Origin of the sequence: Kitasatospora sp. NPDC057965 (assembly GCF_042887135.1) — a bacterium.
In the GTDB taxonomy this organism is placed as follows: domain Bacteria; phylum Actinomycetota; class Actinomycetes; order Streptomycetales; family Streptomycetaceae; genus Kitasatospora.
This window is the reverse complement of the sequence record NZ_JBHVPZ010000013.1, coordinates 60,248-86,782: the sequence shown is the minus strand read 5'-3', so window position 1 is coordinate 86,782 and position 26,535 is coordinate 60,248. Positions and strand designations below refer to the sequence as shown.

Sequence of the window (26,535 nt, the reverse complement as noted above, 5' to 3'; positions counted from 1 at the left end):
AGAACCACATCCACATCCGCATCCGCACCTGTTCTTCCGACCGAGGAGTCACCGACATGAGCAAGATCACCGAGGACCTGACCGCCATCCTGACCTCCCGCTACGGCGTCCCGGCGGCCCGGATCGAGACCGGCGGCACCCTGAACGAGCTGGGCATCGACTCGCTGGTCACGGTCGAACTGACGCTGACCCTGCAGAAGGCGCTGGGCGTGCCGCTCGCCCCGGACGAGATCACCTCCGCCCACACCGTGGCCGAGATCGTCGAGCTGATCGAGTCCAAGGGGGCGGCGGTCAAGTGAGCGCACCGACCTCCCGTCAGGAGACCGCCGTCACCGGCCTGGGGCTGGTCTCCCCGGCCGGGCTCGGTGTGCCGGGCAACTGGGAGCGCGTACTCTCCGGCGCCCCGACCGCCGCCACGGACCCGGAACTCGCCGGTCTCCCGGTGGACATCTCCTGCCGGGCCGCCGCCTACCGGGCGGACGATCACTTCGCGCCCGGCCAGGCCTGGAAGCTCGACCGGGTCAGCCAGCTCGCCCTGGTGGCGGCGCGCGAGGCGGTGGCCGACGCCGGGCTCGACCCGGCGACCTGGGACGGCGCCCGCGTGGGCGTCGTCCTGGGCACCTCGATGGGCGGCATGGGCACCCTGGAGGCCGAGCACCGCAAGACCCTGGAGGAGGGCCCGGCCTGGATCTCCCCGCTGGTGTGGGTGATGGCACCGGTGAACATGATCGCGGCCTACCTCGCGATCGAACTCGGCGCCCGGGGGCCCAACCTGGTCACCGCGACCGCCTGCGCCTCCGGCCCGACCGCCATCGGCACCGCCCGACAGCTGCTCGCCTCCGGAGCCTGCGACGTCGTCATCGCCGGCGGCGCGGACGCCCCGGTCACCCCCATGACCATGGCGGGCCTCGCCCAGATGGGCGCGCTCTCCCGCCGCGTCGACGACCCGGCCGCCGCCTCGCGGCCGTTCGACACCGGCCGCGACGGCATGGTGGTGGCCGAGGCCGCCGGCGTGGTGGTGCTGGAGCGCCTGGCGGACGCCAGGGCACGCCGGGCCCGGGTACGGGCCCGGGTGCTCGGCTACGGAGCCTCCGCCGACGCCCACCACCCGTCGGCCCCGCACCCCGAGGGCGAGGGGGCGGAGCGTGCCCTGCGCGCCGCCCTGGCCGACGCCGGGGTCGGCCCGGGCGAGGTCGACCACGTCAACGCGCACGGCTCGTCCACCCCGCTCAACGACGTGACGGAGGCCCGGGTGCTGCGCCGGGTGCTGGGCGAGCGGCCGGCCGTCACCTCCACCAAGGGGGTCACCGGGCACGCGCTGGGCGCGGCCGGCGCCATCGAGACCGTGTACACGGTGCTGGCGCTGGAGGACGGCCTGGTGCCGCCGACCGCCAACCTGGAGAGCCTGGACCACCGGATCGAGATCGACGTGGTGGCGAAGGAGGCCCGGAAGGCGCCGCTGGAGGTGGCCGTGAGCAACTCCTTCGGCTTCGGCGGACAGAACGGCGTCCTGGTCCTGGGGCGCGGCTGACCGCCCTGCGGGCGAGTTCCAAGACAGCCCCTGACCCCGAGCAGGGAATACGGAGAGGGAAGGAAGCAGTGAGTCGTTCGGTACTGGTGACAGGTGGGAACAGGGGGATCGGCCTGGCCATCGCCCACGCCTTCGCGGACGCGGGGGACGAGGTGGCCGTCACCCATCGCTCCGATCCACCGGAGGGGAAGTTCTTCGCGGTGCGCTGCGACGTGACGGACGCCGGTTCCGTCGAGGAGGCCTTCACGGCGGTCGAGGCCCGGCAGGGCCCGGTCGAGGTGCTGGTCGCCAACGCGGGCATCACCCGTGACGGGTTGTCGCTCACGCTGTCGGACGACGACTTCCTGGCGGTGCTGGAGACCAACCTCGCCGGCGCCTTCCGGGTCGCCCGGCGGGCGGCACTCGGCATGCTCGGCCGACGGCGCGGGACGATGGTGTTCATCTCCTCCGCCGTCGGCATGGCGGGCGCGCCCGGGCAGGCCAACTACACCGCCTCCAAGACCGGCTTGATCGGTCTGGCGCGTTCACTGGCAAGGGAGTTGGGGCCACGCGGGATCACCGCCAACGTGGTCGCGCCCGGCATGGTCGAGACGGACATGGCCGCCGCGATCACCGATGCGCGGCGCGCGGAACTGCTGGCGGCCACACCGCTGGGCCGCCCCGGCACGGTCGAGGAGGTCGCCGCGGCCGTCCGCTTCCTCGCGGACGAACGGGCGCGGTACATCACGGGCGCGGTCCTGCCGGTGAGCGGCGGACTGGGAATGGGGTACTGATGGCACTGCACGAGGAGATGCGGGCGTTCCTCGACTCGGCACCCGAGGGGGAGGTCGACTTCCACGACTTCACGGTCCCCGAGGTGCGGACCGCCGTGGACGGCTGGATGGAGGTGGCGCTGGAGGGACCGGAGGTCGCCGAGGTCAAGGACATCGGCGTCCCCGGCCCCGGCGGCACGACGATCCGGGCCCGGCTGTACCACCCGCGGCCCGAGCAGGCCCTGCCGCTGCTGGTGTTCGTGGTGGGCGGCGGGTTCGTGGCCAACTCCCTGGAGGTGGAGGACACCCCGGTGCGGCGGATCGCCGCCACCGCGCAGGTCGCGGTGCTCGCCGTCGAGTGCCGCTCGGCCCCCGAGCACCCCTTCCCGCTCCCCAACGAGGACGCCGCCGCGGCCCTGGCCTGGGCCGTGGACCACGCGGCCGAACTCGGCGCCGACCCCGGGCGGATCGGCGTCGGCGGGCACAGCTCCGGCGGCGCACTGGCCGTCGGCGCCGCCGTGGGCCTCGCCCGGACGCGGCCGGGCAGGCTGCGGGCCCTCGCCGTCATCACCCCGTCCCTGGACGCGGACTTCGACACGCCCTCGTACCGGCGCTACGCCCACGGGTACGCGCTCACCCGCGTCAACGCCAAGTGGTTCTGGACGCAGTACCTCGGCGAGCGGCTGACCGATCCGCCGGTCGAGGCCACCCCGGCGCGGGCACCACTGGTGGACGGACTGCCCCCGGCGCTCTTCCAGTTGGCGGAGTTCGACGTGCTGCACGACGAGGCGCTGACGCTCGCCGGGCGCCTGCGGGAGGCCGGCGTCCCGGTGACCGTGTCCCGGGGCGAGGGGCTGATGCACGGCTTCTTCTACATGGACCGGGTGAGCGCGGCCGCCGCCGCGGCCAACCGGGGCTTCGCCGAGCGGATCGGAGGGCTGCTGCGCGCGGCGGACTAGCGGACATCCGCCGCGGGAGGCTCGGCTCGGCTCAGTTCGCCAGCCGGAGCACCAGCTTGCCGACGCTGGCCCCGCTCTCCAGCAGGCGGTGGGCCTCCCGCGCCTCCTCCAGCGGCAGGACCTCGCCGATGTCGACGGTCAGCCGCCGGTCCGCCAGCAGACCGGCGGCGGCCAGCGCCTGCTCGCGCAGCAGATGCGGGGCGCGAACGGCGATCTCCCCCAGGTTGTAGCCGACCACGGCCCGCGAGGAGAGCCAGAGCTCCTGGGCGGAGAGCCGGGTGTCGTCGTGGCCGCCCGGGTTGCCGTAGACGACCACCCGGCCCAGGGTGCGCAGCGCCCGCAGGCTCGCCTCGGTGGTCGGGCCCGCGATCGAGTCGAGGATCAGGTCGAAGCCGCCGTCCGGGCCGTCCGGCCGCACCCAGCCGTCGAGGTCCTCGCGCAGGTACAGCCGGTCGTAGCCCGCGGCTTCGGGCCGGTCGAGCTTGGCCGCCGTGCCGACCGTGCCCAGCACCCGCCGGGCCCCGAGCAGGCGGGCGACCCGGGCCGCGGTGCTGCCCACGCCGCCGAGTGCGGCGTGGATCAGCACGTCCTCCCCGGGGGCGAGCCGGCCCGCCGCCAGCAGACCGTACGCGGTGGTGACGGTGCACGGCAGCGCGGCCGCCGCCAGCAGGTCGACCTCACCGGCGGGGGTGCGCAGCGGGTACACCAACTCCGCCGGAGCGACCGCGAATTGCGCGTACCCGCCGCTGGCCCCGACCCGGTCGTGGGTGAGCGCGGCCACCGGGTCGCCCACCGACAGCCCGTCGACGCCCGCGCCCCAGCCGGCCACCGTCCCGGAGACCTCCAGCCCGGGCACCACCGCCTCGCCGTTGGTCCGCGCCCAGCCCCGGCGGCGGTAGACCTCGGCGAAGTTCACGCCCGCGTAGGCGACTTCGAGCAGGACCTGGCCCGGGCCCGGGGCCGGCCTGGGCACCTCCATGACCCGCAGTGCCTCCGGCCCGCCGGGTGAGGTGAAACCGACCGCGCGCATAGTGCTCCCATCGGTGGTGGACTCCCCCGGTGACCGCGACCGGGAATCCCGAGTGTTCGATCCAGTTTAAACACGCAGTCATGACCATGCCTTGTACAGCGCTTTAGAGCCCTTCGAAAGAGTGAATCCCAGGCGTCCGAGCGCGAGGAGGGAATAGAGATGGCCGGGATTCCGATGCGACTCGTCTGCTTCCACCACGCAGGGGGCGACGCCTCCCTGTTCTCCGGGTGGCAGCACCGCCTCGGCGAGGAACTGGAGGTCGTCCCGGTCAACCTGCCGGGCCGCGGCGGCGAGCCGCGGGCCGCGGACCTCGACGAACTGATCGGCCGGCTCGACGAGGGCCTCGCACCGCTGCTGACCGGCCCGTACCTGGTGTACGGGCACAGCCTCGGCGGCCTGGTCGGCTACGAGCTGGTGCGCCGCCGCGCCGCCCGCGGCCTGCGCACCCCCGAGGCGCTGTTCGTCGGGGCGTTCCCGGCTCCGGAGGCGGCCCACACGCTGGAGTCCCTGGACCTCGACGAGGACGCCCTCATCGAGTTCGTCCTGGAGATCACCGGAATGCCGCGGGAGGTGCTCGCCTACCCCGACTGGGTCGACTCCGTGACCACCGCGCTCCGCGACGACCTGGCGGTGTGGCGCACGCACCGGGACGATCCCGCCCCCCGGCTCCCGTGCCCGATCCACGTGTTCGCGGGCACCGCCGACCCGCTGGTGCACCGCGACCGGACGACCGGCTGGGCGCAGCGCACGACGTCCGGCTTCCGCCTGCACGAGGTCGACGGCGGGCACTTCTTCGTCCGCGACAACCGCGCCGAGTTCCTGGACCTGTTCCACGGCGTCCTCGCCGAGTACGTCGCCGCTCCCCCGCGCGCGCTGCCCTGGGTACTGTCCGCCGAGGACGGCGCCGGGCTCGCCCGGCAGGCCGCGCGGCTGCGGGACCACGTCGAGCAGCACCCCGAACTCGACCTGGGCGCGGCGGCGTTCGCACTCGCGACCGCGACCTCCGATACCGGGACCGGGAGCGCCGCACGGCCGCACCGGGCCGCGCTCGTCGCCACCGACCGCGGCGAGGCGCTGGCCGCCCTGACCGCGCTCGCCGAGGACGGCTTCGCGCCCAACGCCGTCCCGGCCGCCCTCGCCGGTGCCGGGCCGACGGCGTTCCTGTTCACCGGCCAGGGCAGCCAGCGGCCCGGCATGGGCCGCGAACTCCACGCCGGGTACCCGGTGTTCGCCGCCGCGATCGAGGAGATCGCGGCCCGCTTCGACCGGCACCTCGAACGGCCCCTGCTGGAGGTGATGTTCGCGCCCCAGGGCTCCGAGCCGGCCGCGCTGCTCCACCTCACCCGGTACGCGCAGCCCGCCCTGTTCGCCCTGGAGACGGCCCTGTTCCGGTTGGTCACCGACTGGGGGCTGACCCCCGGCCAGGTGATCGGTCACTCCCTCGGCGAACTGGTCGCCGCCCATGTCGCCGGAGTGTTCACACTCGACGACGCCTGCGAACTGGTCGCGGCCCGGGCCCGGCTGATGCAGTCCGCGCCGGCCGGCGGGGCGATGATCGCGATCGCCGCGGACGAGGCCGCCGTCGCCGAGGCGATCGGCCGCCACGGCGGCGGCCGGGTCGACGTCGCGGCCGTCAACTCACCCGGCGCCACGGTGATCTCCGGCGAGCAGGAGCAGGCCGAGGCGGTCGCCGCCGCGCTGGCCGCCACGGGGGTCAAGACCACCCGGCTGCGGGTGAGCCACGCCTTCCACTCACTCCACATGGACGGGATCCTGGAGGAGTTCCGCGCCGCCGCGAGCGCCGTGGACTACCGCGCCCCGCGGATCCCGGTCGTCTCCAACCTCACCGGCCGCCCGGCGGGCGCCGACGAGCTCGGCGACCCCGGCTACTGGGTCGCGCACATCCGGCGCCCCGTGCGCTTCGCCCAGGGCATCGGCTGGCTCGCGGAGCACGGTGTGCGCACCTTCCTCGAACTCGGGCCCGCGCCCGTGCTCAGCGCCTTCGCACGGACGGCCGCCCCCGAGGGCGGCTTCGCCCACGCGCTGCGCGCCGGCCTTCCCGAACGGGCCACCCTGCTCACCGCCGTCGCCACGCTCTTCACCCTGGGCGCCGAACCGGACTGGCCGGCCGTCTTCGGCCCCGCCGCCGGCCACCGCCCCGACCCGGTCCTGCCCGTCGACCTGCCCGTCGACCTGCTCGCCGGACCGCTCGCCGACCCGCTCGCCGCGACGGACGGCCTTCCCGGGTGATCCGCTACAGCCAGCCGCGCCGGGCGGCCTTGAGGCCGGCCTCGAAACGGCTGGTGGCACCGAGGCGCTCCATCAGCCCGGCCATCTGCCGGCGGACCGTGCGCAGGCCCATGCCCAGGCGCTTGGCCGCGGCGTCGTCGGTGAGGCCCCGGGCGAGCAGGGTGAGCAGTTCGCGTTCCGCGGCGGTCAGACCCTCCTCGTTCTCGCGGGCGGCCGCGCCCAGCGGTACGGCGGTGGCCCAGGTGTGCTCGTAGACCGCGACCAGTGCGGCGACGATGCCCGGTTCGCGGGTGCACAGGGCGCCGGCCTTGGTGTCGCCGGGGTCGATGGGGACGACGGCGACCTCGCGGTCGAAGATCAGCATCCGGGGCGGCAGCAGCGGCGCGGTGCGGACCTCACCGCCGAGCGCGGTCAGCCAGTGCGCGTAGGCGTGGGTCGGCGGATCGTTGCGGACGCTGTCCTGGTAGAGCGTCAGGATGGCGACCCCGCGGGCGAGCGCGTCGGCGTCCAGCGGGCGGGAGGCGTCCAGGCTGGCCTGCGACTGGGCGCCGCCCGGCATGACGGACAGGCACTCGTGGCGCAGCTCCTTGGTGAGGAGTTCCAGCTTGGCCTCGATGGCGTCCAGACCGACGAGGCGCTCCGCCCCGTTCACCACCGCGCTGGGGGCGAGCGACCCGTAGGCCGCGACGGCCTCCGCCGCCGCGGCCCGCCCCTCCGCCAGCTGCTGCGTCCGGCGGGCCAGTTCGGCCTCCTGCCGGCGCAGCAGCAGGTCCAGGGCGAGCTGCGGACTGACCGCCCGCAACCCGCCCGCCGTCTCCCGGGACGGCCGGACGAAGGCGCGGTCGGCCAGTTCGTCGAGCGCGCCGCGCACCTGCGACCCGGTCAGCCCGGTGATCTCCACCAACCCGGCCAGATCGGACTGCGGACGGTCGAGCAGCGTCGCGTAGACCTGCTCCACCACCGGTTCCAGGCCCAGGACACCCAGCAGCATGATGGCCGCACCCCCGTGCGCGTCGCTTCCCCGACCGATCGGCCCGTGCGACCGGTGATTCTTCCAGCAGCCGACACGGGGCTGCAACGCTCGACGGTTCGGAGGCACCAAGGTGCCGGGCAGCTTGGTGCCGGTGGATCGGCGTTCCGCTGCGGGATCCGGAAGGGCAGTCTCTTCTCAGGCGCCGGGAGGACGAGGAGCACCGGCGCCGGAGCACCGGACCGGCATCCGCTCCGGGAGACCGAACCACCGGCCGCGCCATGAGAATTCGGGGGAGAACCATGTCCAGGACCGCTCGCTTCGCCGGGATGGCCGCCCTGCTGGCCGGGTGCGCCGTCGGCGCCCTCGGCACCGGTGCCGCCTCGACGGCCGTGCTGGGTGACGGCATCGGCCGGTACCGGCCCCGGGCGACCGTCGCGCCCGCCGCCGCACCCGGCGCCCCGTCCGCCGTCCCGTCCGTTCCGGCGGCGCAGGAGCCGACGTCGACCGGCATCGGCTGGGACTGAGGGCGGTGCGCTTCCTCCACCTGGTCCTGAGTCACCCGGACTCCGCCCACCCCACCTCCATGGACGCCGAGCGCATCCACGACACCCTCTGGGCCCACCTGGATCCGCGCAGCGGAATCGAGCACATGCGGATCCGGCCCCGCCCCGACGGACTCGACGTCGGACTCTTCTTCCGGGGCAACCCCGCCGACCACTCCGACCAGATCCGTGACGCCGTGGTCCGGCTCCTCTCCTGCGTTCCCGGCTGGACCGCGGCCCCACCGCGCTGACCTGCCGGCCCGGGAGGCCCGCGATCCCCGCGGGCCTCCCGGGCGTCCTGGGCCACCCCGGCCGTCCTCACAGCTCGCGGATCTCACGCCTGGTCAGCGCGTACCCGAAGGCGCCCAGCAGGCAGAGCCCGGTCGTCGCGAACACCCCCCGGCTCCCGAACGCGTCGACCGCCGCGCCGGCCGCGATCACCGAGAGCGGGAAGACCCCCAGCCCGCAGAAGGTGATGGCCGCCATGACCCGGGCCAGCAGCGCGGGCGGGGTGCTCTTCTGCACGCCGGTGACGACCAGGACGTTGGTCACCGTGCTGGCGCCGCCCGCCAGGCAGAGCAGCAGCACGGCACCGACCAGCCCGGTGAACGGCACCAGCCCGATCGCCGCGCCCATCACCAGGCCGGAGCGCATCGCCGTGCGGCCGCGCGAGCGCACCTCGGTGAGGCCGGCCGCGAACAGGCCGCCGACCAGCGCACCGCCGGTGAACGCGGCCAGCAGCAGGCCCAGCCCGACGGCACCGGCGGCGAATCCTCCGGTGGCCAGCGCCGGCAGGGCGACCCTGGTGGCGCCGCCCACCGTCAGGTTCGCGATCACCGTCACCGTCAGCACCGCCCGCAGCAGCGGTGACTCCCGCAGCAGACTGCGGAAGTTCCGTGGCACCGAGGCCCGTTCGGAGATCGGGCGGGGCGGGGCGACGAGGCTGCCGCGACCGATCAGCAGCAGCGTCGCCGCCGACACCGCGAAGGTCACCGCGTCCAGTCCCAGGGCGGCGGCCGGGTTCAGCCAGGCGACCAGCGGGCCGGCCACCGCCGGACCGACCAGCCCGGCGGCGAAGGTGACCGTACTGTTCAGCGCGTTGCCCGCGTGCAGGTCCTCGGCGGGCAGCAGGGTCGGGGTGATCGCCCAGGCAGCCGGCAGGAACACCCCCGCCCCGAGGCCGACCAGCAGCGCGAGCGCGCCGATCAGCCAGAAGTCCGCCCTCCCGCCGGCGGCGACCGCGCACAGCCCGGCGGTGGCGAGCAGCCGGCCGAGGTCGGCGGCCAGCATCACCCGCCGGGCGCCGAACCGGTCGGCGAGGATCCCGCCGAGCGGGGTGGCGGCCAGCCGTCCCGCGCCGTAGGCGGCGACCACCAGGCTCAGCTGGCGGGCGCCTCCGGCGAGGGAGTAGACCAGCAGCGGCAGGGCGACCACCTGGAAGGCGTTGCCGAACTCCGAGGTGGCCTGCCCGATCACCAGCAGCCGGTAGCCGCGCGAGCGCAGCGGGGCGACGCCGATCCGGGGCCGGAACCGCGCCAGACCCGTCGCACGACCCGCCGCGCGCCCCGCCCCCGTGCTGCTAGCCATCGAGCGAGACCGGCAGCGACTCCAGGCCGCGCAGCATGATGGTGTTGCGCCAGGGCAGGGTCGCCTCCTCCGCGGCCAGCTCGATCGTTCCGAAGCGCTCCAGCAGGCCGGTCAGCGCGACCTCGCTCTCCAGCTTGCCGAGGAAGGAGCCGAGGCAGCGGTGCAGGCCCTGCCCGAAGGCCAGGTGGCCCGGATCACCGCGGTCCAGGATCAGCCGGTCCGGATCGGTGAAGCGGGCCGGGTCCCGGTTGGCCGCGCCGAGCGAGAGCAGCACCAGTTCGTCCGCCGGGATCTCCACGTCGTCGACCATCACGTCGGCGTTGGTGAACCGCAGGGTGGCCATGCTCACCGGGGACTCGTAGCGCAGGAACTCGTCGATCGCGACCGGCATCATCGCCGGATCGGCGCGCAGCCGGGCGAGCTGGTCGGGGTGGTGGAGCAGGGCCAGGGTGGCGGTGCCGAGCAGGTTGACGGTGGTCTCGTGGCCGCCGATCAGCAGCAGGAAGACCATCGAGAACACCTCCTGTTCGGTGAGCTCGCCGGCGTCGGCGGCCTGCACCAGATCGGTGAGGATGTCCGCGCGCGGCGACGCGCGCCGGGCGGTCATCAGCTCCCGCAGGTAGTCGTTGAGCTCGGCCGTGGCCTGCTGGAACGTCAGCTCGCCGCCCTGGGTGAGGATCGCCGTCGACCAGGTGCGGAAGGCCTGCATGTCCTCCGGGGGGAAGCCCAGCAGCTCGCAGATGACCATGATCGGCAGCGGGAAGGCGAAGTCCGTCACCAGGTCGGCGGTCTCCCGCCCGCGCAGCCCGTCCAGCAGGTCGCCGGCGATGCGCTCGACCAGCGGTCGCATCAGGTCGACCCGCCGGCGGGTGAAGACGCCCTGGATCTGGCGGCGCAGCCGGGTGTGGTCCGGCGGGTCGCTGTTGAGCATGTGGACGACCTCCGAGCCGAGCGTCAGCGCGGAGCCCCGCCCGCTCGCGATGGCCTGGCTGCGGCGGACGTCCTGCCCGAACCGGGGATCCATCAGCGCGGCGCGGACGTCGTCGTGGCGCGTCACCAGGTAGACCGGCAGGCCCTCGCCGAACTCCACGACGGAGACCGCGCCCGCCTCGCGGATCCGGGCGAGGGTGGGGTAGGGGTCGCGGATGAAGGCGGACATCCGGGCGGCGGCGTCGTCGACCGCGGTGCTCATGGTCTCTCCTGGGGCTGGGGCTCGGGCACGGGTTGGACGCGGTGGCTGGGGGCTGGGGGCCGGGGGCTGGGGGCTGGGGGCTCCGGCGGTCACACGGTCAGCGACGGGAACGGCCAGCGGCGCACCCGCATGGGCAGGAACCAGGCACGCCCGGCCTGTTCGGCGATCAGACCGGCCTCGGCGAGGTCCCGGTGAACGGCCTCGGGCAGCAGCCCGAGCTCGACGCCCTCCGCCAGCGCGTCCAGCTGGGCCAGGTGGCCGGGCTCGTCGATGGTGAACAGCTCCAGCGTCCCGAACCGGCGGTCGCGCACCTCGACGAACCCGGGGCCGCGCCGGACGACGCACTTGCTCGGGTAGTACGTGGCCCGCCAGTCGGCGAGGACGTCCTGCGGGGCCCCGTCGCCGGTCAACCGCTCGGGCGGGTACAGGTGGTGGAACCGGCGCCGCGTCGCGCAGCCGTCCGTGCAGACCGCCTGCCAGAGCACGGCCAGCCCCTGTCCGGTCGCCTCGCGCAGCAGCATCAGCGCCCGCGCCGAGGCCGCCGGCGCGTCCGCGCAGAGCCGTACCGGCTCGGTCAGCCGCAGGCAGCGGACCCCGGCCCGGTGCAGCCCGGTGACCTCCTGCTGCGCCGGGCCGGACAGGGTGCGGTGTCCGAGCGCGTAGCCCGGCAGCTCCCTCGCGGCGGGGTCGTGGTCGAGCCAGAGCTCGACCTCCGGGCCGGCCTCGGCCCAGGCGGCGGCGTCGTTCCGCTCAGCCGGTCGCGACGGCATCGAGCACCTCCTCGGTCCGCGGACGGGCGGCCGGGCCGTGCCGGTGCCGCATCCGCATCAGCACCTGGTTGTCGGACTCGACGGCGACCTGCAGATAGCCGTCCCCGTCGTGGAACAGCAGACCCAGCGCGGTGAACCGCTCCAGCACCGGCTCGACCGCCGCCGCGCCGCCGGGGACCCTGGCCGCCAGCGCGGCGGCCGAGCGGGGCTGCGCCAGCAGCCGGAAGGCGGCGAGTTCCACCGGATCGGTCAGCTCGACCACCCGCCAGTCGAACCCGGGCCTGGTGTTGACCAGGACGATCCGCCCGTCCGCGTCCCGGTAGGTGAGCCGGCTGTCGGGGAACCGGGCGAGCCAGGTGTCCACGGCCGCGCTCAGCCGCTCCGCGAGCTCGCCGCCGATCCCGCGCGGCGGCGCGGTGAAGACGTAGGCCAGGTCGTTCAGCTCGCTCTCCGGGAGGCGGTAGGTCGCCCGGTACTGGAAGGCCGGCCGGGTGATCGCGAAGCCCAGCTCGGGGCGGTCGAAGTACGGGCTGAACCGCTCGATCGCGATCCGTCCGGCCCCGGTCGGCGGGTCCAGGTGGTGCAGCACCGGCAGCTGGCGGATCACCGACTCGTAGTCGGCCGGCTGCTCGCCGGGGAAGCCGTAGAGGTAGTTCCAGGTCACCGAGACCCCGGCGCTCTGCGCGTCCCGCAGCGCGCGGACGTTCTGGCAGCCCGTCACGCCCTTGTCCATGATCCGCAGCACCCGGGTGCTGAGGTTCTCGATGCCGGGCTGCACCTGGGCCGCGCCCGAGTCGCCGAGCAGCTGGAACTGGTGGCGGCGCAGATTGGCCTTGATCTCGAAGTGCAGCCGCAGATCGACCGGGAGTTCGGCCAGCGACTTCAGGACGGTGTCGAAGTAGCCCATGTCCAGGATGTTGTCGACCACGTAGACGTCCAGCAGCCGGTGCCGTTCGGCGAGCGTGAGCACCTCGGCGAGGAAGTCCGCGGGCGGCTTGGAGCGGAACTCCATCGAGGAGCCGTTGAGCCCGCAGAAGGTGCAGTGGTGCTTCTCGCCCCACCAGCAGCCGCGGGAGCCTTCGAGGACCAGCTTGGGATCGACCCAGCCGGCCGCGACGGAGGCGTCGAGCCGCTCGTAGAAGCCGTCGTAGCGGGGCGCCAGGATGGCCGCGGGCGGCAGCGGGCGCGTCGTCATCGCGTTGGCCGTCGACGTCCCGGAGTCGTCGCGCCAGCACAGCCCGGGGACGGCGGAGAGGTCACCGCCCTCCAGGAGCGCCGGGAAGGCGGCCTCGCCCTCGCCGCGCACCACGTAGTCCAGGAAGGGGAAGTTGCGGTGCATCGCGGCGCCCTGCGGACCGTCGCAGTTCGCGCCGCCGAACACCGTGCGCACCTGCGGGCAGCGCTGCTTGAGCAGCCGCGCGGCGGCGAGGCTCGCCGTGTTCTGCTGGAAGGTGGTGGTGAAGCCGACCAGGTCCGGCGGGTCGGCGGCGATCTCCTCGACCAGCCGGGCGATGAACGCGGGGGCGAGCGCGCGGGTGGTCCGGGTCAGGGCGATCTCGTGCTCGCTCGCGCCGTTGGCGGCCAGGTACGCGAAGTAGCCCGCGAACTCGTCGTCGTCCGCGCCGCCCTCGCCGGCCTCGCCGTCGCCGTACAGCGCGCCGGCGAACGCCCAGTCGCCCGCGCCCTGGAAGTAGGACTTCTCGGAGAAGTACTGGTAGTCGTCCGCGCCGAAGCCCGCGTTCCCGGCCGCCCAGTCGACGAAGTCCAGGTTGGCGTACCGCACCTCGACCTGATGGCCGGCGCGTGCGGCGGCGGTGTGCAGGATCCCGAGCGCCAGCGACGGCACGTCGATCGCGCCCCAGGGCATGTGCAGCAGGACGATACGCATGGTGGCCACTTCTGTTGTCCGCGGACGGGTCGGTGAGGGTCGGGGCCGGGCGAGGTGTCGCTCCGGGGCACCGCGGGCGCCCCGGAGCGACGGAGGGTCACTTGCCCTCGGGTGCCTTCTTCGGCTTCGGCTGCCCCTTGAGGGCAGGCGCGACCGCTGCGGCCTTGGTGATGTCGAGCGCGAAGTTCTGGACCACCACGGCGCCCCGGTCACGCTCCGGGGTGCTGATCGGGTCGTTCTGAATGCTGCGACGCTTCATGGCTGTTCACCTCCTTCCACCGGTTCGGCGGGTCCCCCGGGGCGATCACCGCGGGGTGTCCTGGGGGCCGGTGTCGGCCAGGCGCGCCCGGCGAACCGGACCATCGCGGCCAGCACCGACCGGTGGTCGGCGGTCCGGCGGCTGTAGTGGCCGCCGTCCACCCAGAGCAGTTCGTGCGGCACCGCCAGCCGGCTCAGGTCCGCGGCGTACCGGGCCACCTGGTCGGGCGGGCAGCGCTCGTCGGTCCGCGAGGCGACCAGCAGGACGGGCGAGCGGACCCGGTGCACGTAGGACCGCGGGTCGGCCGCGCGGTAGCGCTCGGGCACCTCCTCCGGGGTGCCGCCGAACAGCTGCCGGTCGAGTTCGCGCAGCGCGGGGGTGGTGCCGCGGTAGGCCGCCGGGTAGTCCGCGATCGGCTGGGCGGCCATGCCGAGCGACCACAGCTCCGGCTGGGCGCCCAGTGCCAGCAGGGCCAGGTAGCCGCCCCAGGAGAATCCGCACAGGCCGGTGCGCTCCGCGAGCGCCGTGCCGTCGGCGACCAGCTCCGCGCGGACGGCGGCCAGGTCCTCGATCTGCGCCAGTCCGACCCGGTGGCCGTACTCGTGCTGCCAGCGGGCGCCGTAGCCGGTGGAGCCGCGGTAGTTGGTGCGCACCACCGCGTAGCCCTCGCCGACCAGGGCGTTCACCCGGGGGTCGTAGGAGTCCCGGTCGTGGGTGGCGGGGCCGCCGTGCACCAGGAACAGGGTCGGCCACGGGCCCGGGCCCGCCGGGGTGCTGACGAAGCTGTGGATCCGCCCGTACGGCCGGGGTGTCCAGCGCCGGGTGCGGGAGGTGTCGTCCCGCTCCGGTGCGGAGTCGTCCGCCGGCTCCGTGCCGGGGCGCAGGACCAGCGGGCGGGGCGGCGTCGACTCCCGGCTCCAGACACAGTGCAGGGTGCCGTCCGGGGCGCTGGACAGGTCGTGGATCGTGCCGCCGGGGGTGCGCAGCTCCCGGGCCGACGGTTCCCGCTCCGGCGTTCCCCGGCCCGCCGGCGGACCGAGGTCGGCGAGCAGGAGGCGGCTCCGCCCGGCCTGCTCGTGCTGGATCAGCACCCCGCGCGGCCCCCGGTACCAGCCCGCCGAGATCTCCGTGTCGAACGACAGCCCCGGGTACCGGCGCAGTCCCTCGCCCGCCCGCCAGGTCGCGACGGCGTACCGCTCGTCCTGCTCGACCACCAGCAGCAGCTCCGGCTCCCGTAGCGCGAGCGGGTTGAACTCGATCGGCCAGAGCCGCAGTCGGCGGTTCCCGGCGAGACGCTGCGGAGCGCCCGGCCAAGCGCGCGTGCGGGCCTCCGGCCGGCCCTCCGTCGGCCAGAGGACCACCGCGTCGTCCCCGTCGGGCCGCCCGCCGAGCGCGAGCAGCCGGCCGTCCGGCGACAGGTCGGCCAGGCTCAGGTACCCCGGCGCCGAGGCGACCGGCCGGGCCTCGCCGGCGGGTGGTCCGACGTAGCAGTGCGAGACGCCGTCGACGCCGACGGCCACCGCGGCGAGCGCGCCGGTCCGGTCGAAGGCCACGCCGTACGGCCGCCCGCGGGGCACACCGTGCAGCGCCTCGCCGCCAGCTGTCCCGCCGTCCGCTTCCCCGCCCGGCTCACCGCCCGCGAACGGCTCGCGGAGCCACCGCCCCTCCCCCGCCGCATCGGCGTCGAACCACCAGATGGCGCCGCCGTCCGGCTCGATCTCGCTCAGGTGGACGCCCCCCGGCCGGTCGGTGACCACCCGGCGCCGCCCCGTGCCCAGGTCCCAGGCCACCGCCTGCCAGCGGTCGTCGACGAGCCGGGTCTCGACCGCGCGGTCGGCCGCCAGCGCGGCGAAGCCGGGGGACTGGAACGCCTGTGTCACTGGCCCGGCCCTTTCCGGCTCGATGATGGGAACAGGCTGCGCCGAACATCCAGAGGGCCGGTGAACCGACGTGAAGAAAAGGACACTTGCGGAAGGTCGCGGTCACTCTAGGGGGGTGTCGTGCTCACGACCAGACTTTTCGCACGGTTGGCCGAAAGACGGTCGACGTGAACACCGGACGACAGCGGACGCCGACGCGGCCGTTGACACGCTGTCGACGCGTCGTGGACATGCCGCTTCGAGACTGACCGGGACAGCACATCCCCCAGCAGAGGAAGGAAGGGGACACCCATGCGCATGCGCGGTCTCCTCACGGCAGTCGTGGTCTCGGTGGCGGCCATCGGCCTGGTCGCACCGGTCTCGTCCGCCGCACCGGCCAAGGGCGCCGAGCCGATCGAACGGGTCAGCGGCGGCACCCATGTCCTGATCAACCCGGCGAACGCCGCCACCACCACCTGGACGCCCGAGGCGCAGAGCTCCCTCGACGGCCGGCCGCTGAAGATCCACGCGACCGAACCCACCGTCGCCCCGGCCGCCGGCGCGCCCTCGCTCGCCAAGGCCAGCGTCTGGGTCACCACCGGGCGCCTGCTCACCGGCGGCGGCGTGTGCACCGCCAATGTCGTCTCCAGCGCCAACCGCGACGTCATCGCCACCGCCCGGCACTGCGTCGAGGGCGGCAGCGACTTCAAGTTCGCGCCCGGCTACGACGCGGGCAACGCCCCCTACGGCTGGTGGTCCTGGCGGTCGGCCGGCTGGGTGGACGCTCCCGCCCCGCAGGGCGACATCGCGTTCATCGTGCTGAACACCCTCAACGGCCGGCACATCGCGGACGTCGTCGGGGCCACCGGCATCGGCTTCAACCAGCCCCTCAACAACTACGCGCACATCATCGGCATCCCCGGGAAGACCCCGGCCAGCCAGGAGCACATGCTCTGGTGCGGCGGCCAGCCGGTGGCCGGCCCCGAGCAGCCGTCCACCGCGCTGATCGACAACTGCAACGGCCTGAGCGGAGGCTCCAGCGGCGGACCGTTCTTCGTGAACTACGACCAGACCGACGGTTCGGCCGTGCAGACCGGCGACTTCGTGACGGGCTACAGCTGGCAGGGCAAGTGGTGGGCGGTGAGCTCCTACTACCGCGACGACGCCTACAACGTCTTCAACGGGGCGCAGCACACCTGATCGCACCCCCCGGCACCGATCGCACACGAGGTGCCACCCCCGCCGCCGGGCCCGCACCACCCCGGCGGCGGGGGTGCGCCCCGCCGCCGTCATCCCGGCCGCGCCCTCCGGCCCACCCGGCCGGTGGCCGGGCGGAATAGCCAAATAGACAGCCAGGGACACGAGTTGGCTGATTTGATGGGAGTACACAGCCGGCGGTTCCTGGGGGGCGCGATGGTGCGGGCGGATGGCCGGGAGAGTGCGCGGGTCCGGCTGCGGCCGTCGGGGCAGTACCGCCGCCGGCGGGCGGCGGCCGCGGTGTTCGCCGCCGCCGCGCTGGTCGCGTGCGCGCTGGAGCTGTTCGGCGAGGAACCGGGGTGGCCGCTTCCGACGGTGGTCGACGTCGTGGCGACCGCGGTGTGGGCGGTGGTCCTGCTCCGGCAGGCGACCCTGGCGTTGGCGCCGCCCACGGTGGTGGTCGATCCCGGATACCTCGAACTCAGCGGCGGCCTGCGGAAGGTCAGGCTGCCGTGGAACGCGATCGCCGGTCTGTGCGTGCTGCCGGTCCGGGGATCCGAGGCCGTCTACGCGGCACCGTTCTACCGGGGTTCCCTGCTGGTGCGCACCTCGGAGGGCAGCCCGACGGCGCTGCCGGGGCGCGGTTCGCCGCGCTGGTCGGCGTCGTGGCAGGGCATCCTCGTCGACCTGGCCCCGCTGGCGGTTCCCCTGGAACGCCTCGACGAGGTGTTCACACCGTGGGCGTCCGACCGGTGGGGCGGAACGACCCGGCTGCCGGACGGTCCCGGCGGGGCCGCGGTTTTCGCGTCCGGCGCGCTGCTGTCCAGGCCCGCCCGCATGCTGCTGCGGTTGCAGGGGATCCTGGTGCTGGTGGCCGTGGCGGCTTCCCTCCTCGTCCTGCGCTCCCTCGACACGCCCGTCCTGGGGCAGCCGGTCCTGGCGGCCGTCGCCCTGGTCCTGCTCGGATCCGTGGGGGTGCGGCGGCTGGTCCTGGGCCTGTCCCGGCCCTGCGAGCTGCGGGTGGAGAGCCGGGCCGTCGTGGTGCGCGTCGGCGGCCGGGAACGGTCCCTGCCGTGGTCCGGGATCGCCGCCCTGGAGACGGCGCAGCAGGACGTCTCCCTGGTCGGTCAGCGCTTCCGGGTGACGTCGGTGCGCGCCCGGTTCAACGCGGGGGCGGACCGCCCGGCGCCGCTGCCGCACTGGCCGCTGCCCGCCAACGGGCTGTCCGTCGACCTGCTGCCGGTGCACTCCCCCGCGCTCGGCCACCTGCACGGACTCACGGTCTTCCCCGCGCAGTTGGCGGACGCGCTGGCCTCGTACGGGGCGAACCTCCTGGCCGACCGCACCGGGCAGGGCGGGCCCGTCACCGGTGAGGCCGTCACGGTCCGCGTCGGACCGGGGCGCGGGACGGTCCACCGGACGCTCGCCTCGGCGCTGCGGGCCGCGCCGAGGGACCGGCCGCTGCGCCTGCTGCTCGAACCGGGCCGGTACCGGGAGGCGGGGCCGCTGGTGCTGTCCGGCACCGTCGAACTGGTCGGGGCGCCGGGCCAGGAGCCGGTGGTGATCGAGACGCCCGAGCAATCCGCCCTCCAGTGCGAGGGGCACATCACGCTGGACTCCCTGACCGTGCAGGGCCGCGGCGCGACGGCCGTCGCCACCACCGGCCGGCTGGAGCTGCGCGGCTGCCGGATCGACGGGCCGGGCGAGTACGCGCTGCTCGCCTCCCAGGGCTCCGAACTGATCCTGCGGGACTGCGAGATCACCGCGGGCCGGACCGAACTCGTCGGCGCCACCGGCACGCTGGAGCGCACCCGGTTCCTCTCGGCCCGCGACCACGCGCTGGTGCTGAAGGACCGCGCCAAGGCCGAGATCACCGACTGCGCGGTGACGGACAGCCGGGGCCGCGGCATCGACGTGACCGGTTCCACGGCGGAGATCCGCGGCTGCGAGTTCCGCGGCACCGGCGACACCGCCATCGCCGCCGGCGACCACTCCGCGGTGCAGGTCCTGGGCTCCCGGATCGACGAGGTCCACGCGTCCGGCATCGTCTTCGACCGCCAGGCGCAGGGCACCGTGCAGGACACCACGGTCAACGGCGCCACGACCGGCCTGTACGTCGCGCGGGGCGCCGACCCCAGGGTCCGGGACTGCCTGTTCGCCCACTGCCGGGCCGACGGGGTGCTGGTCGAGGACCAGGGACGGGGGCGGCTGGAGACGTGCCGGATCGAGAACGCCGGCCAGCACGGCATCCGGGTGGTGTCCGGCGGCTTCCCGGTCGTCGACGACTGCGCGGTGGCCTTCGGCGGCACCGGGGTCACCGTGCACAAGGCGCGCGGCGACTTCACCCGGCTCCGGGTCCACGACCACTCCGAGAGCGCGGTCGAGGTCCAGGAGGGCTCGGTGGTGGACCTGGCCGAACTGCGCCTGGAGCGCTGCCAGTACGGCGTGCGCGGGCACGGTACCGGTGTGACGATCCGGCTGGTCGGCGCCGTCATCGCCGACGCGACGTCCTCCGGACTGCTGCTGCAGAACGCCGTGCGCGCCACCGCCGAGCACGTCACGGTGGAGCGGGCCGGCCTGTACGGCCTGAACTGCCGTGACGACAGCCGGCTGACGGCCCGGGACTGCACGGTGTCGAAGCCGGGTGAGACCGGGCTGCTGGCCATCTCCAACACCAGCGTGGAGATCGACCGGCTGGAGGTCTCCGGCAGCCGGCTCAACGGCATCTGGGCGCGCAACGCCAGCCGGGTCATCCTCACCGGGGTGCGGGTGTACGGCGCCGGCGGCGACGGCCTGCGCCTGGACGACGACGTGTTCGGCAGCGTGACGGACGGCGAGGTCACCGGCTGCGCGGGCGAGGCGGTGGCGGTCAACAACCGGGTGCTGCTGGAGAACGTCCGCACCGGGGCCACGGCGGAGGACATCCTGCAGCCGGAGGCCGGCCCGATCGCCGAACTCCAGCGCATGATCGGGCTGGCGGAGGCCAAGCGCCAGGTCGCCGTCCAGGTCGACCTGCTCCGGCTGGCCCGCTGGCGCTCCGACGCCGACCTCCCCCCGCCGCCCCGGGCCCACCACCTGGTCTTCTCCGGCCCACCGGGCACCGGGAAGACCACCGTGGCCCGGTTGTACGGCCAGATCCTGGCCGCGCTCGGAGCCTTGAAGAAGGGCCACCTGGTGGAGGTCGCGCGCGGCGACCTCGTCGGCCAGTACCTCGGGCACACCGCGCAGAAGACCCATCAGGCGTTCGAGCGGGCCGACGGCGGTGTGCTGTTCATCGACGAGGCGTACAGCCTGGCGCGGCGGTTCGGCTCGGGCACCGACTTCGGCCAGGAGGCGATCGACGTCCTCACCAAACTGATGGAGGACCACCGGGACGACGTCGTAGTCATCGCGGCGGGCTACACCGAGGAGATGCGGGCCTTCCTGGACTCCAACCCCGGTCTGCGCTCCCGCTTCTCCCGCATCCTGGAGTTCACCCCGTACGGCCCCGCCGAACTCACCGAGATCATGCTCCACGAGGCGGAGCGCCACACCTACCGCCTCGCTCCGGGCGTCGCGGAGCTCCTCACCGAGCGCTTCACCCGCCGGGAGCTGCGGGGCGACCCGGCCAACGCCCGTGACGCGCGGACGCTGCTGGAGGAGATGGTCGAACGGCAGGCCACCCGGCTGGCCGGGGCCGGGACGCCGAGCCGGGAGGACCTGGTGGTGCTGCTGGCGGAGGACATCCCCGCCGAGGGCGGCTGGCTGTGACCCCGGACGAGGCCAACGACCTGCTCGCCGCCCGCCTCGACCCGGCGATGGCGGACCCCGCGGCGGCGGCGTGGTTCGCCACGGCCGAGGCGTCCGCGGCGACGGCCGTGCTCCGGGCCGCCGGACCGCCGTCCGCGGCGGACCTCCCGCTCGTCCATGCCCACACGCTCGGCTACAGCGATCTGTTCGCCTTCCTGACCGCGGATCCGCGCGACCCGGCGCTGCTGGGCGAGGCGCTGCTGTACCTGCTCCCGGTGCGGCGCCAGTGGCCGGACCTGATGCCGCCCGCGTTCGCCGCCGTGCTGGCCGTGGCCGCCGGGGAGGGCGCGGCCGTCGACGGCGCGAGCGTCGACGGCGCGGACGTCGAGCAGACGCACGCCGCGGGGCTGGCCGTCCTGCTGGCGTTCGAGCGCCGGCGGTACCCCGGCGCGCCCGCCGTGGCGGTCAGGCTGCTGCGCCACACGGCGGCCGGCTGCCCACCGGACGGCCCGCTGCTGGGCTCGGTGCTGTCGACGCTCGGCGTGGCCCTGCTGAACGACTACACCGACCGGTTCGACGCCTCGTCGGTCGCCGAGGCCGTGGAGGCCGGCCGCGCCGCGGTCGCGGCGGCGCCGTCCGCGCCCGGCGAACAGGCCCGCCGGCACGCCAACCTCGGTACGGCGCTGCGGTTCTGGTCCGACGTCACGGCGATCGACGAGGCGGTCCGCGAAGCCGTGTCCGAGGGGCGCACCGCGCTGGCCCTGTGCCCGCCGGACGACCCCGGCCTGACGGCGTACCGCGTCGAGCTCGGGATGTCCCTGACCCGAGCCGCCGTGCTGGCCGGCGACGAGGCCGGCCTGCCGGAGGCGGCCACGCTGCTGCGCGAGGCGGTCCACGTACCGGACCGCGGCGCCCCGGACCACAGCACACCGGACGACGCCTCCACGGCGTCCACCGGTACCGCCGGGCAGACGGACCGGCTCTCCTTCCTGGGCATGGCACTGATCGCCCGGGGCACGCTGGAGGACCGGCCCGCGCTGCACACCGAAGGCATCGCCCTGGCCCGGCAGGCCGTCGAGGCCGCGACCGGCCCGGCCGTACGGCTCCAGTACCTCTGCAACCTGGCCCTCGTCCTGCTGAGGTTCCCGGCCCCGGACGACGACGCCGGGACCACCACCCTGGCGGTCGCCACGGCCCAGGAGGCGGCCGACCTCGCCCCGGCCGGGACACCGCGGTTCGCCGACACCCGGATGCTGCTCTCCGGCACCCTGGTCAGGCGTTACCTGGAGGAGCGGCGCCCGGAGGACCTCTCGGCGGCCGTCACCCGGGCCACCGAGGCCTTCGACGCCACCCCGGCGGACCTGCCGCCGCGCCGCCTGGACCGGGCCGTCGCCCTCGCCGACCTGCTGGGCCTGCGCGCCGACGCCGGGGGCGCCGACGACCCGTCGGCCGAGCCGATCGCCCTGCTGCGCCGGCTCCTGCGCGAGCGTCCGCAGGCCACCGCCGACCGCGCGCAGGCGCAACGCCGGCTGGCCGACGCCCTCGTCGAGTCCGCGGCGCGGGAGGGACGGCCCGAGCGCGCCGCCGAGGCGGTGGAGCACTACCGGGCCTGCCTCGACCTGCCGTCCCCCGGGCCCGCCTTCGAGGCGGAGGTGCGCTTCGCCCTGGGATGGGCACTCGCCGTCCGGGCCGGCCGGGAGGACGAGGCGGCCTGGCAGCAGAGCCTCGCGTCCATGCACCGCGCGCTCGCGCTGCTGCCCGCCGACGACCCGCAGCGCCTGGACCTCACGGGCCGGCTCGGCATCCACTGGGCCCAGCGCGGCGAGGACACCGGCGACCCGGCCGACTACCGGGAGGCCGTCGCCCTGCTGAGCGAGGTCACGGCGGCCGACGCGGACCGCCCCGCCACCGACCGCGCGGACCACCGGTACCAGCTCGGCTCCGCCCTGCTGGGCCTCGCCGACCTCGGCATCGAGGAGGACCTGCTCGACCGGGCGGTGGACCTGCTCGACCAGGCCCTGGCCCTCGCCCCGGCGGACCACCCCCGACGGCTTCCCATGGTCTGCCGGCTCACCGACGCGCTCAACTCGCTCGCCTGGCTGCGCTCGGACACCGCCGCACTCGACCGGTCCCAGATCCTGCTCTCCGAGGCCCTGGCCGGGCCCGACGGGGGCCGCGAGACCCGGGTCGCCTGCCTGATCGGCCTCGGCACCAGCCTGCGCATGCGCTTCCAGCTCAACGGGGAGCCGGCCCACCTGGAGCACGCCGTCGGCCACTACCGCGAGGCCATCGCCCTGCTGGCGCCCGAACCCCAGCCGTACGCCCTCTTCGGGCTCTCCATCTGCCTCGGCAGCCTGTACGGCTTCCGGCCGGACGGACAGCTGCGCACCGAGGCGATGGACACCTGCCGCGCCGCGCTGGAGCACCTGCCCGGGCACCACCCGGAACGTGCCTCCGTCCTGGCCGGTCTGGGCTACCTCGAATGGACCCTGGCCGCGGAGTCCGGCTCGGAGGAGCAGATGGACGCCGCGCTCGACACCCTGAAGACCGCCGTCGCCACCGCGCCCCCGGGATACGGGGACCGGGGCCTGGTCCTCACCAATCTCGGCGCCGCCCTCCTCGACCGGGCGAACAGAACGGGCGACCGCAGCTGGGAGGCCCAGGCCGCCGCCGTGTTCCGCACCGCCCTGGAGCACACCGGCCCGACCTCGGCCCAGCGTCCGCTGGTGCTGAACAACCTCGGCATGGCGCTGTTCACCCTGTTCACGACCACCGGCGACACCGCGCTGCACGACCGGGCGATCGCCCTGCTGAGCGAGGCCGCGGACCACCGCCACGGGATGTCCACGGCCCGCGAACGCGCCGCGCTCAACCTGGCCATGATGCGGTTCCAGCAGGCCCGCATGGCCTCGGACGCCCCCGCCTCGGTCGAGGCCTGCCGCCGGCTGGAGGAGCTGATCGGGGAACTCGGCTCCCCCCACCCGCTGCGGACCCTCGCGCTGGCGCGACTGGCCTACGCGGGTCTCGGCACCGCGGAACTGCTCCCCGAGCACGCGGCGCGAACGGCGCTGCGCCGGGCCGCCGCAGCCGCGCGCGAGGCGCTCGCCGAGGCGCAGGACACCGACCAGTTCCACGCACTGGCCCGCCGGGTGCTGGCGACGGCCCAACTGCGGCGCGCCGAACTCGGGGAGCGGGTCGACCTGGCCGAAGCGGTCCGGCTGCTCCGCGGCAACGCCGAGGACACGTCCCTCCCGCCGCACACCCGCCTCCAGTCGGCGCGGCTGTGGGGTGCCGTCGCCGCGCGCACCGGCCGGGACGCGGAGGCCCTGGAGGGCTTCGCCCACGCGGTCGGCCTGCTGTCCCGGGTGGCCCCGCGTCACCTGGACCGGCTCGACCAGGAGGAGCGGCTGAGTTCCGGCCGGGGGCTGGCCAGTTCGGCCGCGGCGCTCGCGATCCGGGCCGGCGATCCCGAACGCGCCCTCGCCCTGCTCGAACAGGGCAGGGGGGTGCTGCTCGCCCAGGGTCTGGAGAACCAGGGCGACCTGTCCCGGCTGCGCACGCTCGACCCGGCCCGCGCCGAGGAGTTCGAGCGGATCCGGGACCGGCTCAGCCGGGACCACCCGGTCGCGCTGCAGCTCACCGGCACCGAGGCGCCCGACGCCTTCTTCGTCCAGGGGGCCGCCGACGCGGCCGGGAGCGCGGCCGGCCTGCGCGACGCCGAGGAGCGCCACATCCTGTCCCGCCGCTGGGACCAGCTGCTGGAGGAGATCCGCGCGCTGCCCGACCTCGACGACTTCCTGCGTCCGCCGACCACCCGGGAGCTGCTCTCGGTGGCGGAGCGGGGCCCCGTGGTGGTGGTCAACGTCAGCGACTACGGCTCGCACGCCCTCGTCCTGGCCGCACCGGCCGGCGGCGGCGCGCGCATCGACGTCGTACCGCTGCCGGACCTCACCCCGGGCGAAGTGACCGTCGCCGCACAGGCGTTCACCGAGCGGTGGATCGACGTCGCCTACGGGGACGAGGGCGTGGCGCGGGCCAAGGAGCTGATGAACCTGCACCGCTCCGTCCTGGCGTGGCTGTGGGACAGCCTGGCCGGTCCCGTCCTGGAACGGCTCGGGCTGCGCGGCACCCCGCTCGGCGAGGAGGAGTGGCCGCGGCTGTGGTGGTGCCCGACCGGCCGGCTGGCGTTCCTGCCGCTGCACGCCGCCGGCAAGGGCCCGCGGATCCCCGGCACCTGGGTCATGGACCGGGTCGTCTCCTCCTACACCCCGACCCTGCGCTCCCTGCTGCGTGCCCGCCGCCGGGCCGCCGCCTCGCCCCGGCGCCGCCCCGCCCCGCTGGTGGTCTCGCTCGCGCAGACGCCGGGCGGCCCGCCGCTGCCCGGCGCCGGACCCGAGGCCGCCCTGGTGGCCGAACTCTTCCCCGGCGGCCTGCGGCTGGACGGCGAGCACGCCTCCGTGGAAGCCGTTCGCCGGGAGCTGTACCGCCACCCCTGGGTGCACTTCACCTGCCACGGTGTCAGCGACCCGGAAAGCCCGTCGAACAGCGGCCTGATCCTCCACGACGGCAGGCTCAGCGCTCTCGACATCTCGGCACGGCGCCCGGTCGACGCCGAACTCGCCTTCCTGTCGGCCTGCTCGACCTCCCAGGGGGGGCTCGGCCTGCCGGACGAGGCGGTGCACCTGGCGCCGTCGTTCCAGCTGGCCGGCTTCACCCACGTCATCGGCACGCTGTGGACCGTCTCCGACAAGGTCGCGCGTCGGCTCACCGAGGAGTTCTACGCCGCACTGCGCCGGGACGCCGCCCACGAGGGGCCGTTCGACCCGGCGCTCGCCCTGCACCATCCCGTCCGGGCGCTGCGCGAACGCCTGCTGCCCGCACCGCACCTGTGGGCGGCGCACGTGCACGTCGGCCCCTGAGACCGGCGGGCGCGCCGTCGGGACGCCCCGCTCGGGACGCCCCCCGTCAGGGCGCCCCCGTCAGGACGCCTCCGGACCGCCGCCCTCGGGCGCCGCCGACGGCTCGGTCTCGCCCTGCGCCGTGCCCGAGGCGCCCTCGGGGCCCTGCTCGGGCTCCGCCGCACCGCCGGTGATCCGCAGCACCCGCCGGTCGCGGTACTCCTCGATCAGGCTCTCCACCGACTGGTCGTCACCGCTGCGCCCGTCCCGTGCCGCTGCCATCACCCTGCTCCCTCCGCGTCTCCGGTACCGGTACCGGCGCCGGTGCCCGCTCCGGGCCCGGCGGCGCCAGCAACTCCAGCACCTCGACCTCGCTGCCCTTGATGTAGACGCCCGCGGTGCCCGCCACCCGGCCGAGGAAGGTCCCGTCGCCGCTGAGGCGCCACTGCGATTCCAGATAGATGTCCTGCTGCTGCGGGAAGGCCGACACCGCCGACCGCGAGCCCAGCCAACCCCCCACCCACAGACCGCCCTTGAGCCGGATCCGGACGAAGCAGGGCTCACGGTCGGCGAACAGGAAGTCCCAGGCCGTCGGCGTCGGCTCGTAGCGCGCCCGTTCCCGCCGACGCCCCACCACCGCCGCGCCCCAGGCGAGGCCCGACGGCACCGCGACGACCAGCAGCAGGACGACGAACCCGGCCTGCCGCGGATGCCGCAGCACCCCGGCGAGCGGCCCGCCGTCGCCCTCGCTCAGCAGCCGGGCCAGCCAGGGCCCCGCGACCACCGCGTAGACGGCGTCGAGCAGCCCGCTGATGGCGATCGCCCGCAGGGCCCGGTTCTGCGGCTCCTGCTCGGAGGCCCGCGGCCCGCGCAGGCGGTCGGCGACGGCCTGGTAGAAGATCCCGGGCAGCACCAGGGCGAGCAGGACGGCCAACTGCTGCACCGTGTTCGGAAGCACCCCGCCACCCCTCCCCGCCCCGCGCGGACCGCGTCCCCCACGGCACCGAAGCGTCTCCCCACCCTAGCCGAGCCCCCCACCGGCCCGGGCTCGTTTTCCCCGAGTGCCCAGGCGGTCCGGACCGGGAGCCCGTGGGCGCGCCGGGGATCCGCTCAGCCGCT

20 protein-coding genes are annotated in these 26,535 nt (G+C 75.0%); 10 read left to right on the top strand and 10 right to left on the bottom strand.

Features of this window, described 5'->3' with window-relative positions; translation table 11 throughout:
- Positions 1-56: 56 nt before the first annotated feature.
- From ACFVVU_RS18615 to ACFVVU_RS18600, 4 genes are all read left to right on the top strand, one after another.
- Positions 57-299, top strand: a complete 243-nt coding sequence (locus ACFVVU_RS18615) for an acyl carrier protein (RefSeq protein WP_355361215.1) — start codon at positions 57-59, stop codon at positions 297-299.
- Complete coding sequence (locus ACFVVU_RS18610) at positions 296-1,531, top strand: beta-ketoacyl-[acyl-carrier-protein] synthase family protein (RefSeq protein WP_387790965.1); 1,236 nt, start codon at positions 296-298, stop codon at positions 1,529-1,531. The genes ACFVVU_RS18615 and ACFVVU_RS18610 overlap by 4 nt, the downstream gene beginning before the upstream one ends.
- Positions 1,532-1,599: 68 nt before the next feature.
- Complete coding sequence (fabG, locus tag ACFVVU_RS18605) at positions 1,600-2,304, top strand: 3-oxoacyl-ACP reductase FabG (protein WP_380683173.1); 705 nt, start codon at positions 1,600-1,602, stop codon at positions 2,302-2,304.
- Complete coding sequence (locus ACFVVU_RS18600) at positions 2,304-3,242, top strand: alpha/beta hydrolase (RefSeq protein WP_387790963.1); 939 nt, start codon at positions 2,304-2,306, stop codon at positions 3,240-3,242. Before fabG ends, ACFVVU_RS18600 begins: the two co-directional genes overlap by 1 nt.
- 31 nt (positions 3,243-3,273) lie before the next feature.
- Here the strand turns inward: ACFVVU_RS18600 and ACFVVU_RS18595 are convergent, their stop codons facing one another.
- Positions 3,274-4,221, bottom strand: coding sequence for a zinc-binding alcohol dehydrogenase family protein (locus ACFVVU_RS18595; RefSeq protein ID WP_387790962.1), 948 nt, complete (start codon positions 4,219-4,221; stop codon positions 3,274-3,276).
- A 210-nt stretch (positions 4,222-4,431) separates the two neighbouring features.
- On the opposite strand from ACFVVU_RS18595, the gene ACFVVU_RS18590 reads away from it, so the two are divergent.
- Positions 4,432-6,522, top strand: coding sequence for an acyltransferase domain-containing protein (locus ACFVVU_RS18590; protein WP_387790960.1), 2,091 nt, complete (start codon positions 4,432-4,434; stop codon positions 6,520-6,522).
- Positions 6,523-6,526: 4 nt separating this feature from the next.
- Here the strand turns inward: ACFVVU_RS18590 and ACFVVU_RS18585 are convergent, their stop codons facing one another.
- Positions 6,527-7,513, bottom strand: coding sequence for a LuxR C-terminal-related transcriptional regulator (locus ACFVVU_RS18585; protein ID WP_387790958.1), 987 nt, complete (start codon positions 7,511-7,513; stop codon positions 6,527-6,529).
- 281 nt (positions 7,514-7,794) lie between these two features.
- Here ACFVVU_RS18585 and ACFVVU_RS18580 point away from each other — a divergent pair, with 281 nt between their 5' ends.
- Together ACFVVU_RS18580 and ACFVVU_RS18575 are read left to right on the top strand one after the other, a co-directional pair.
- Positions 7,795-8,019 (top strand): hypothetical protein, encoded by a 225-nt coding sequence (locus tag ACFVVU_RS18580; RefSeq protein WP_387790956.1) that lies wholly within the window; start codon positions 7,795-7,797, stop codon positions 8,017-8,019.
- Between the two features lie 5 nt (positions 8,020-8,024).
- Positions 8,025-8,288, top strand: a complete 264-nt coding sequence (locus ACFVVU_RS18575) for a hypothetical protein (protein WP_380683167.1) — start codon at positions 8,025-8,027, stop codon at positions 8,286-8,288.
- A 67-nt stretch (positions 8,289-8,355) separates the two neighbouring features.
- Here ACFVVU_RS18575 and ACFVVU_RS18570 read toward each other — a convergent pair whose 3' ends face one another.
- The 6 genes from ACFVVU_RS18570 to ACFVVU_RS18545 all read right to left on the bottom strand — a co-directional run bounded on the left by ACFVVU_RS18570 (position 8,356) and on the right by ACFVVU_RS18545 (position 15,613).
- Positions 8,356-9,624 carry an MFS transporter gene (locus tag ACFVVU_RS18570; RefSeq protein ID WP_380688465.1) on the bottom strand — a complete coding sequence of 423 codons (1,269 nt, stop codon included), beginning with the start codon at positions 9,622-9,624 and terminating at the stop codon, positions 8,356-8,358.
- The gene (locus ACFVVU_RS18565; RefSeq protein ID WP_387790954.1) at positions 9,617-10,816 is read right to left on the bottom strand and encodes a cytochrome P450; all 1,200 of its coding nucleotides are present in this window, start codon (positions 10,814-10,816) and stop codon (positions 9,617-9,619) included. Before ACFVVU_RS18565 ends, ACFVVU_RS18570 begins: the two co-directional genes overlap by 8 nt.
- Positions 10,817-10,905: 89 nt before the next feature.
- Positions 10,906-11,586 carry a DUF5825 family protein gene (locus ACFVVU_RS18560; RefSeq protein WP_387790952.1) on the bottom strand — a complete coding sequence of 227 codons (681 nt, stop codon included), beginning with the start codon at positions 11,584-11,586 and terminating at the stop codon, positions 10,906-10,908.
- Positions 11,567-13,474 carry a RiPP maturation radical SAM C-methyltransferase gene (locus tag ACFVVU_RS18555; protein WP_387790951.1) on the bottom strand — a complete coding sequence of 636 codons (1,908 nt, stop codon included), beginning with the start codon at positions 13,472-13,474 and terminating at the stop codon, positions 11,567-11,569. Before ACFVVU_RS18555 ends, ACFVVU_RS18560 begins: the two co-directional genes overlap by 20 nt.
- A gap of 97 nt (positions 13,475-13,571) precedes the next feature.
- Positions 13,572-13,733, bottom strand: coding sequence for a hypothetical protein (locus ACFVVU_RS18550; RefSeq protein WP_355361235.1), 162 nt, complete (start codon positions 13,731-13,733; stop codon positions 13,572-13,574).
- Positions 13,730-15,613: an alpha/beta hydrolase family protein gene (locus ACFVVU_RS18545; protein WP_387790948.1), complete on the bottom strand. Its 1,884-nt coding sequence runs from the start codon at positions 15,611-15,613 to the stop codon at positions 13,730-13,732. Before ACFVVU_RS18545 ends, ACFVVU_RS18550 begins: the two co-directional genes overlap by 4 nt.
- Before the next feature lie 291 nt (positions 15,614-15,904).
- Here ACFVVU_RS18545 and ACFVVU_RS18540 point away from each other — a divergent pair, with 291 nt between their 5' ends.
- The 3 genes from ACFVVU_RS18540 to ACFVVU_RS18530 all read left to right on the top strand — a co-directional run bounded on the left by ACFVVU_RS18540 (position 15,905) and on the right by ACFVVU_RS18530 (position 25,437).
- Positions 15,905-16,792, top strand: coding sequence for a peptidase (locus tag ACFVVU_RS18540; protein WP_387790947.1), 888 nt, complete (start codon positions 15,905-15,907; stop codon positions 16,790-16,792).
- Between the two features lie 177 nt (positions 16,793-16,969).
- Positions 16,970-20,539, top strand: a complete 3,570-nt coding sequence (locus ACFVVU_RS18535; protein WP_387790945.1) for a right-handed parallel beta-helix repeat-containing protein — start codon at positions 16,970-16,972, stop codon at positions 20,537-20,539.
- A complete protein-coding gene (locus ACFVVU_RS18530) occupies positions 20,536-25,437 on the top strand; it encodes a CHAT domain-containing protein (RefSeq protein WP_387790943.1) in 4,902 nt (1,633 codons plus the stop codon). The genes ACFVVU_RS18535 and ACFVVU_RS18530 overlap by 4 nt, the downstream gene beginning before the upstream one ends.
- 60 nt (positions 25,438-25,497) lie before the next feature.
- Here ACFVVU_RS18530 and ACFVVU_RS18525 read toward each other — a convergent pair whose 3' ends face one another.
- Both ACFVVU_RS18525 and ACFVVU_RS18520 read right to left on the bottom strand, forming a co-directional pair.
- Positions 25,498-25,698 (bottom strand): hypothetical protein, encoded by a 201-nt coding sequence (locus ACFVVU_RS18525; RefSeq protein WP_380683364.1) that lies wholly within the window; start codon positions 25,696-25,698, stop codon positions 25,498-25,500.
- Positions 25,667-26,374, bottom strand: a complete 708-nt coding sequence (locus ACFVVU_RS18520; protein WP_380683365.1) for a DUF6338 family protein — start codon at positions 26,372-26,374, stop codon at positions 25,667-25,669. The genes ACFVVU_RS18525 and ACFVVU_RS18520 overlap by 32 nt, the downstream gene beginning before the upstream one ends.
- Positions 26,375-26,535: the final 161 nt, after the last annotated feature.

Excerpts from the sequence above, each read along its gene's own strand:
- ACFVVU_RS18615 (WP_355361215.1), top strand. The coding sequence starts at position 57 with ATGAGCAAGATCACCGAGGACCTGACCGCCATCCTGACCTCCCGCTAC.
- ACFVVU_RS18600 (WP_387790963.1), top strand. The coding sequence starts at position 2,304 with ATGGCACTGCACGAGGAGATGCGGGCGTTCCTCGACTCGGCACCCGAG.
- ACFVVU_RS18595 (WP_387790962.1), bottom strand. The coding sequence starts at position 4,221 with ATGGAGGTGCCCAGGCCGGCCCCGGGCCCGGGCCAGGTCCTGCTCGAA.
- ACFVVU_RS18590 (WP_387790960.1), top strand. The coding sequence starts at position 4,432 with ATGGCCGGGATTCCGATGCGACTCGTCTGCTTCCACCACGCAGGGGGC.
- ACFVVU_RS18585 (WP_387790958.1), bottom strand. The coding sequence starts at position 7,513 with ATGCTGCTGGGTGTCCTGGGCCTGGAACCGGTGGTGGAGCAGGTCTAC.
- ACFVVU_RS18580 (WP_387790956.1), top strand. The coding sequence starts at position 7,795 with ATGTCCAGGACCGCTCGCTTCGCCGGGATGGCCGCCCTGCTGGCCGGG.
- ACFVVU_RS18570 (WP_380688465.1), bottom strand. The coding sequence starts at position 9,624 with ATGGCTAGCAGCACGGGGGCGGGGCGCGCGGCGGGTCGTGCGACGGGT.
- ACFVVU_RS18565 (WP_387790954.1), bottom strand. The coding sequence starts at position 10,816 with ATGAGCACCGCGGTCGACGACGCCGCCGCCCGGATGTCCGCCTTCATC.
- ACFVVU_RS18560 (WP_387790952.1), bottom strand. The coding sequence starts at position 11,586 with ATGCCGTCGCGACCGGCTGAGCGGAACGACGCCGCCGCCTGGGCCGAG.
- ACFVVU_RS18555 (WP_387790951.1), bottom strand. The coding sequence starts at position 13,474 with ATGCGTATCGTCCTGCTGCACATGCCCTGGGGCGCGATCGACGTGCCG.
- ACFVVU_RS18550 (WP_355361235.1), bottom strand. The coding sequence starts at position 13,733 with ATGAAGCGTCGCAGCATTCAGAACGACCCGATCAGCACCCCGGAGCGT.
- ACFVVU_RS18540 (WP_387790947.1), top strand. The coding sequence starts at position 15,905 with ATGCGCATGCGCGGTCTCCTCACGGCAGTCGTGGTCTCGGTGGCGGCC.
- ACFVVU_RS18535 (WP_387790945.1), top strand. The coding sequence starts at position 16,970 with ATGGGAGTACACAGCCGGCGGTTCCTGGGGGGCGCGATGGTGCGGGCG.
- ACFVVU_RS18525 (WP_380683364.1), bottom strand. The coding sequence starts at position 25,698 with ATGGCAGCGGCACGGGACGGGCGCAGCGGTGACGACCAGTCGGTGGAG.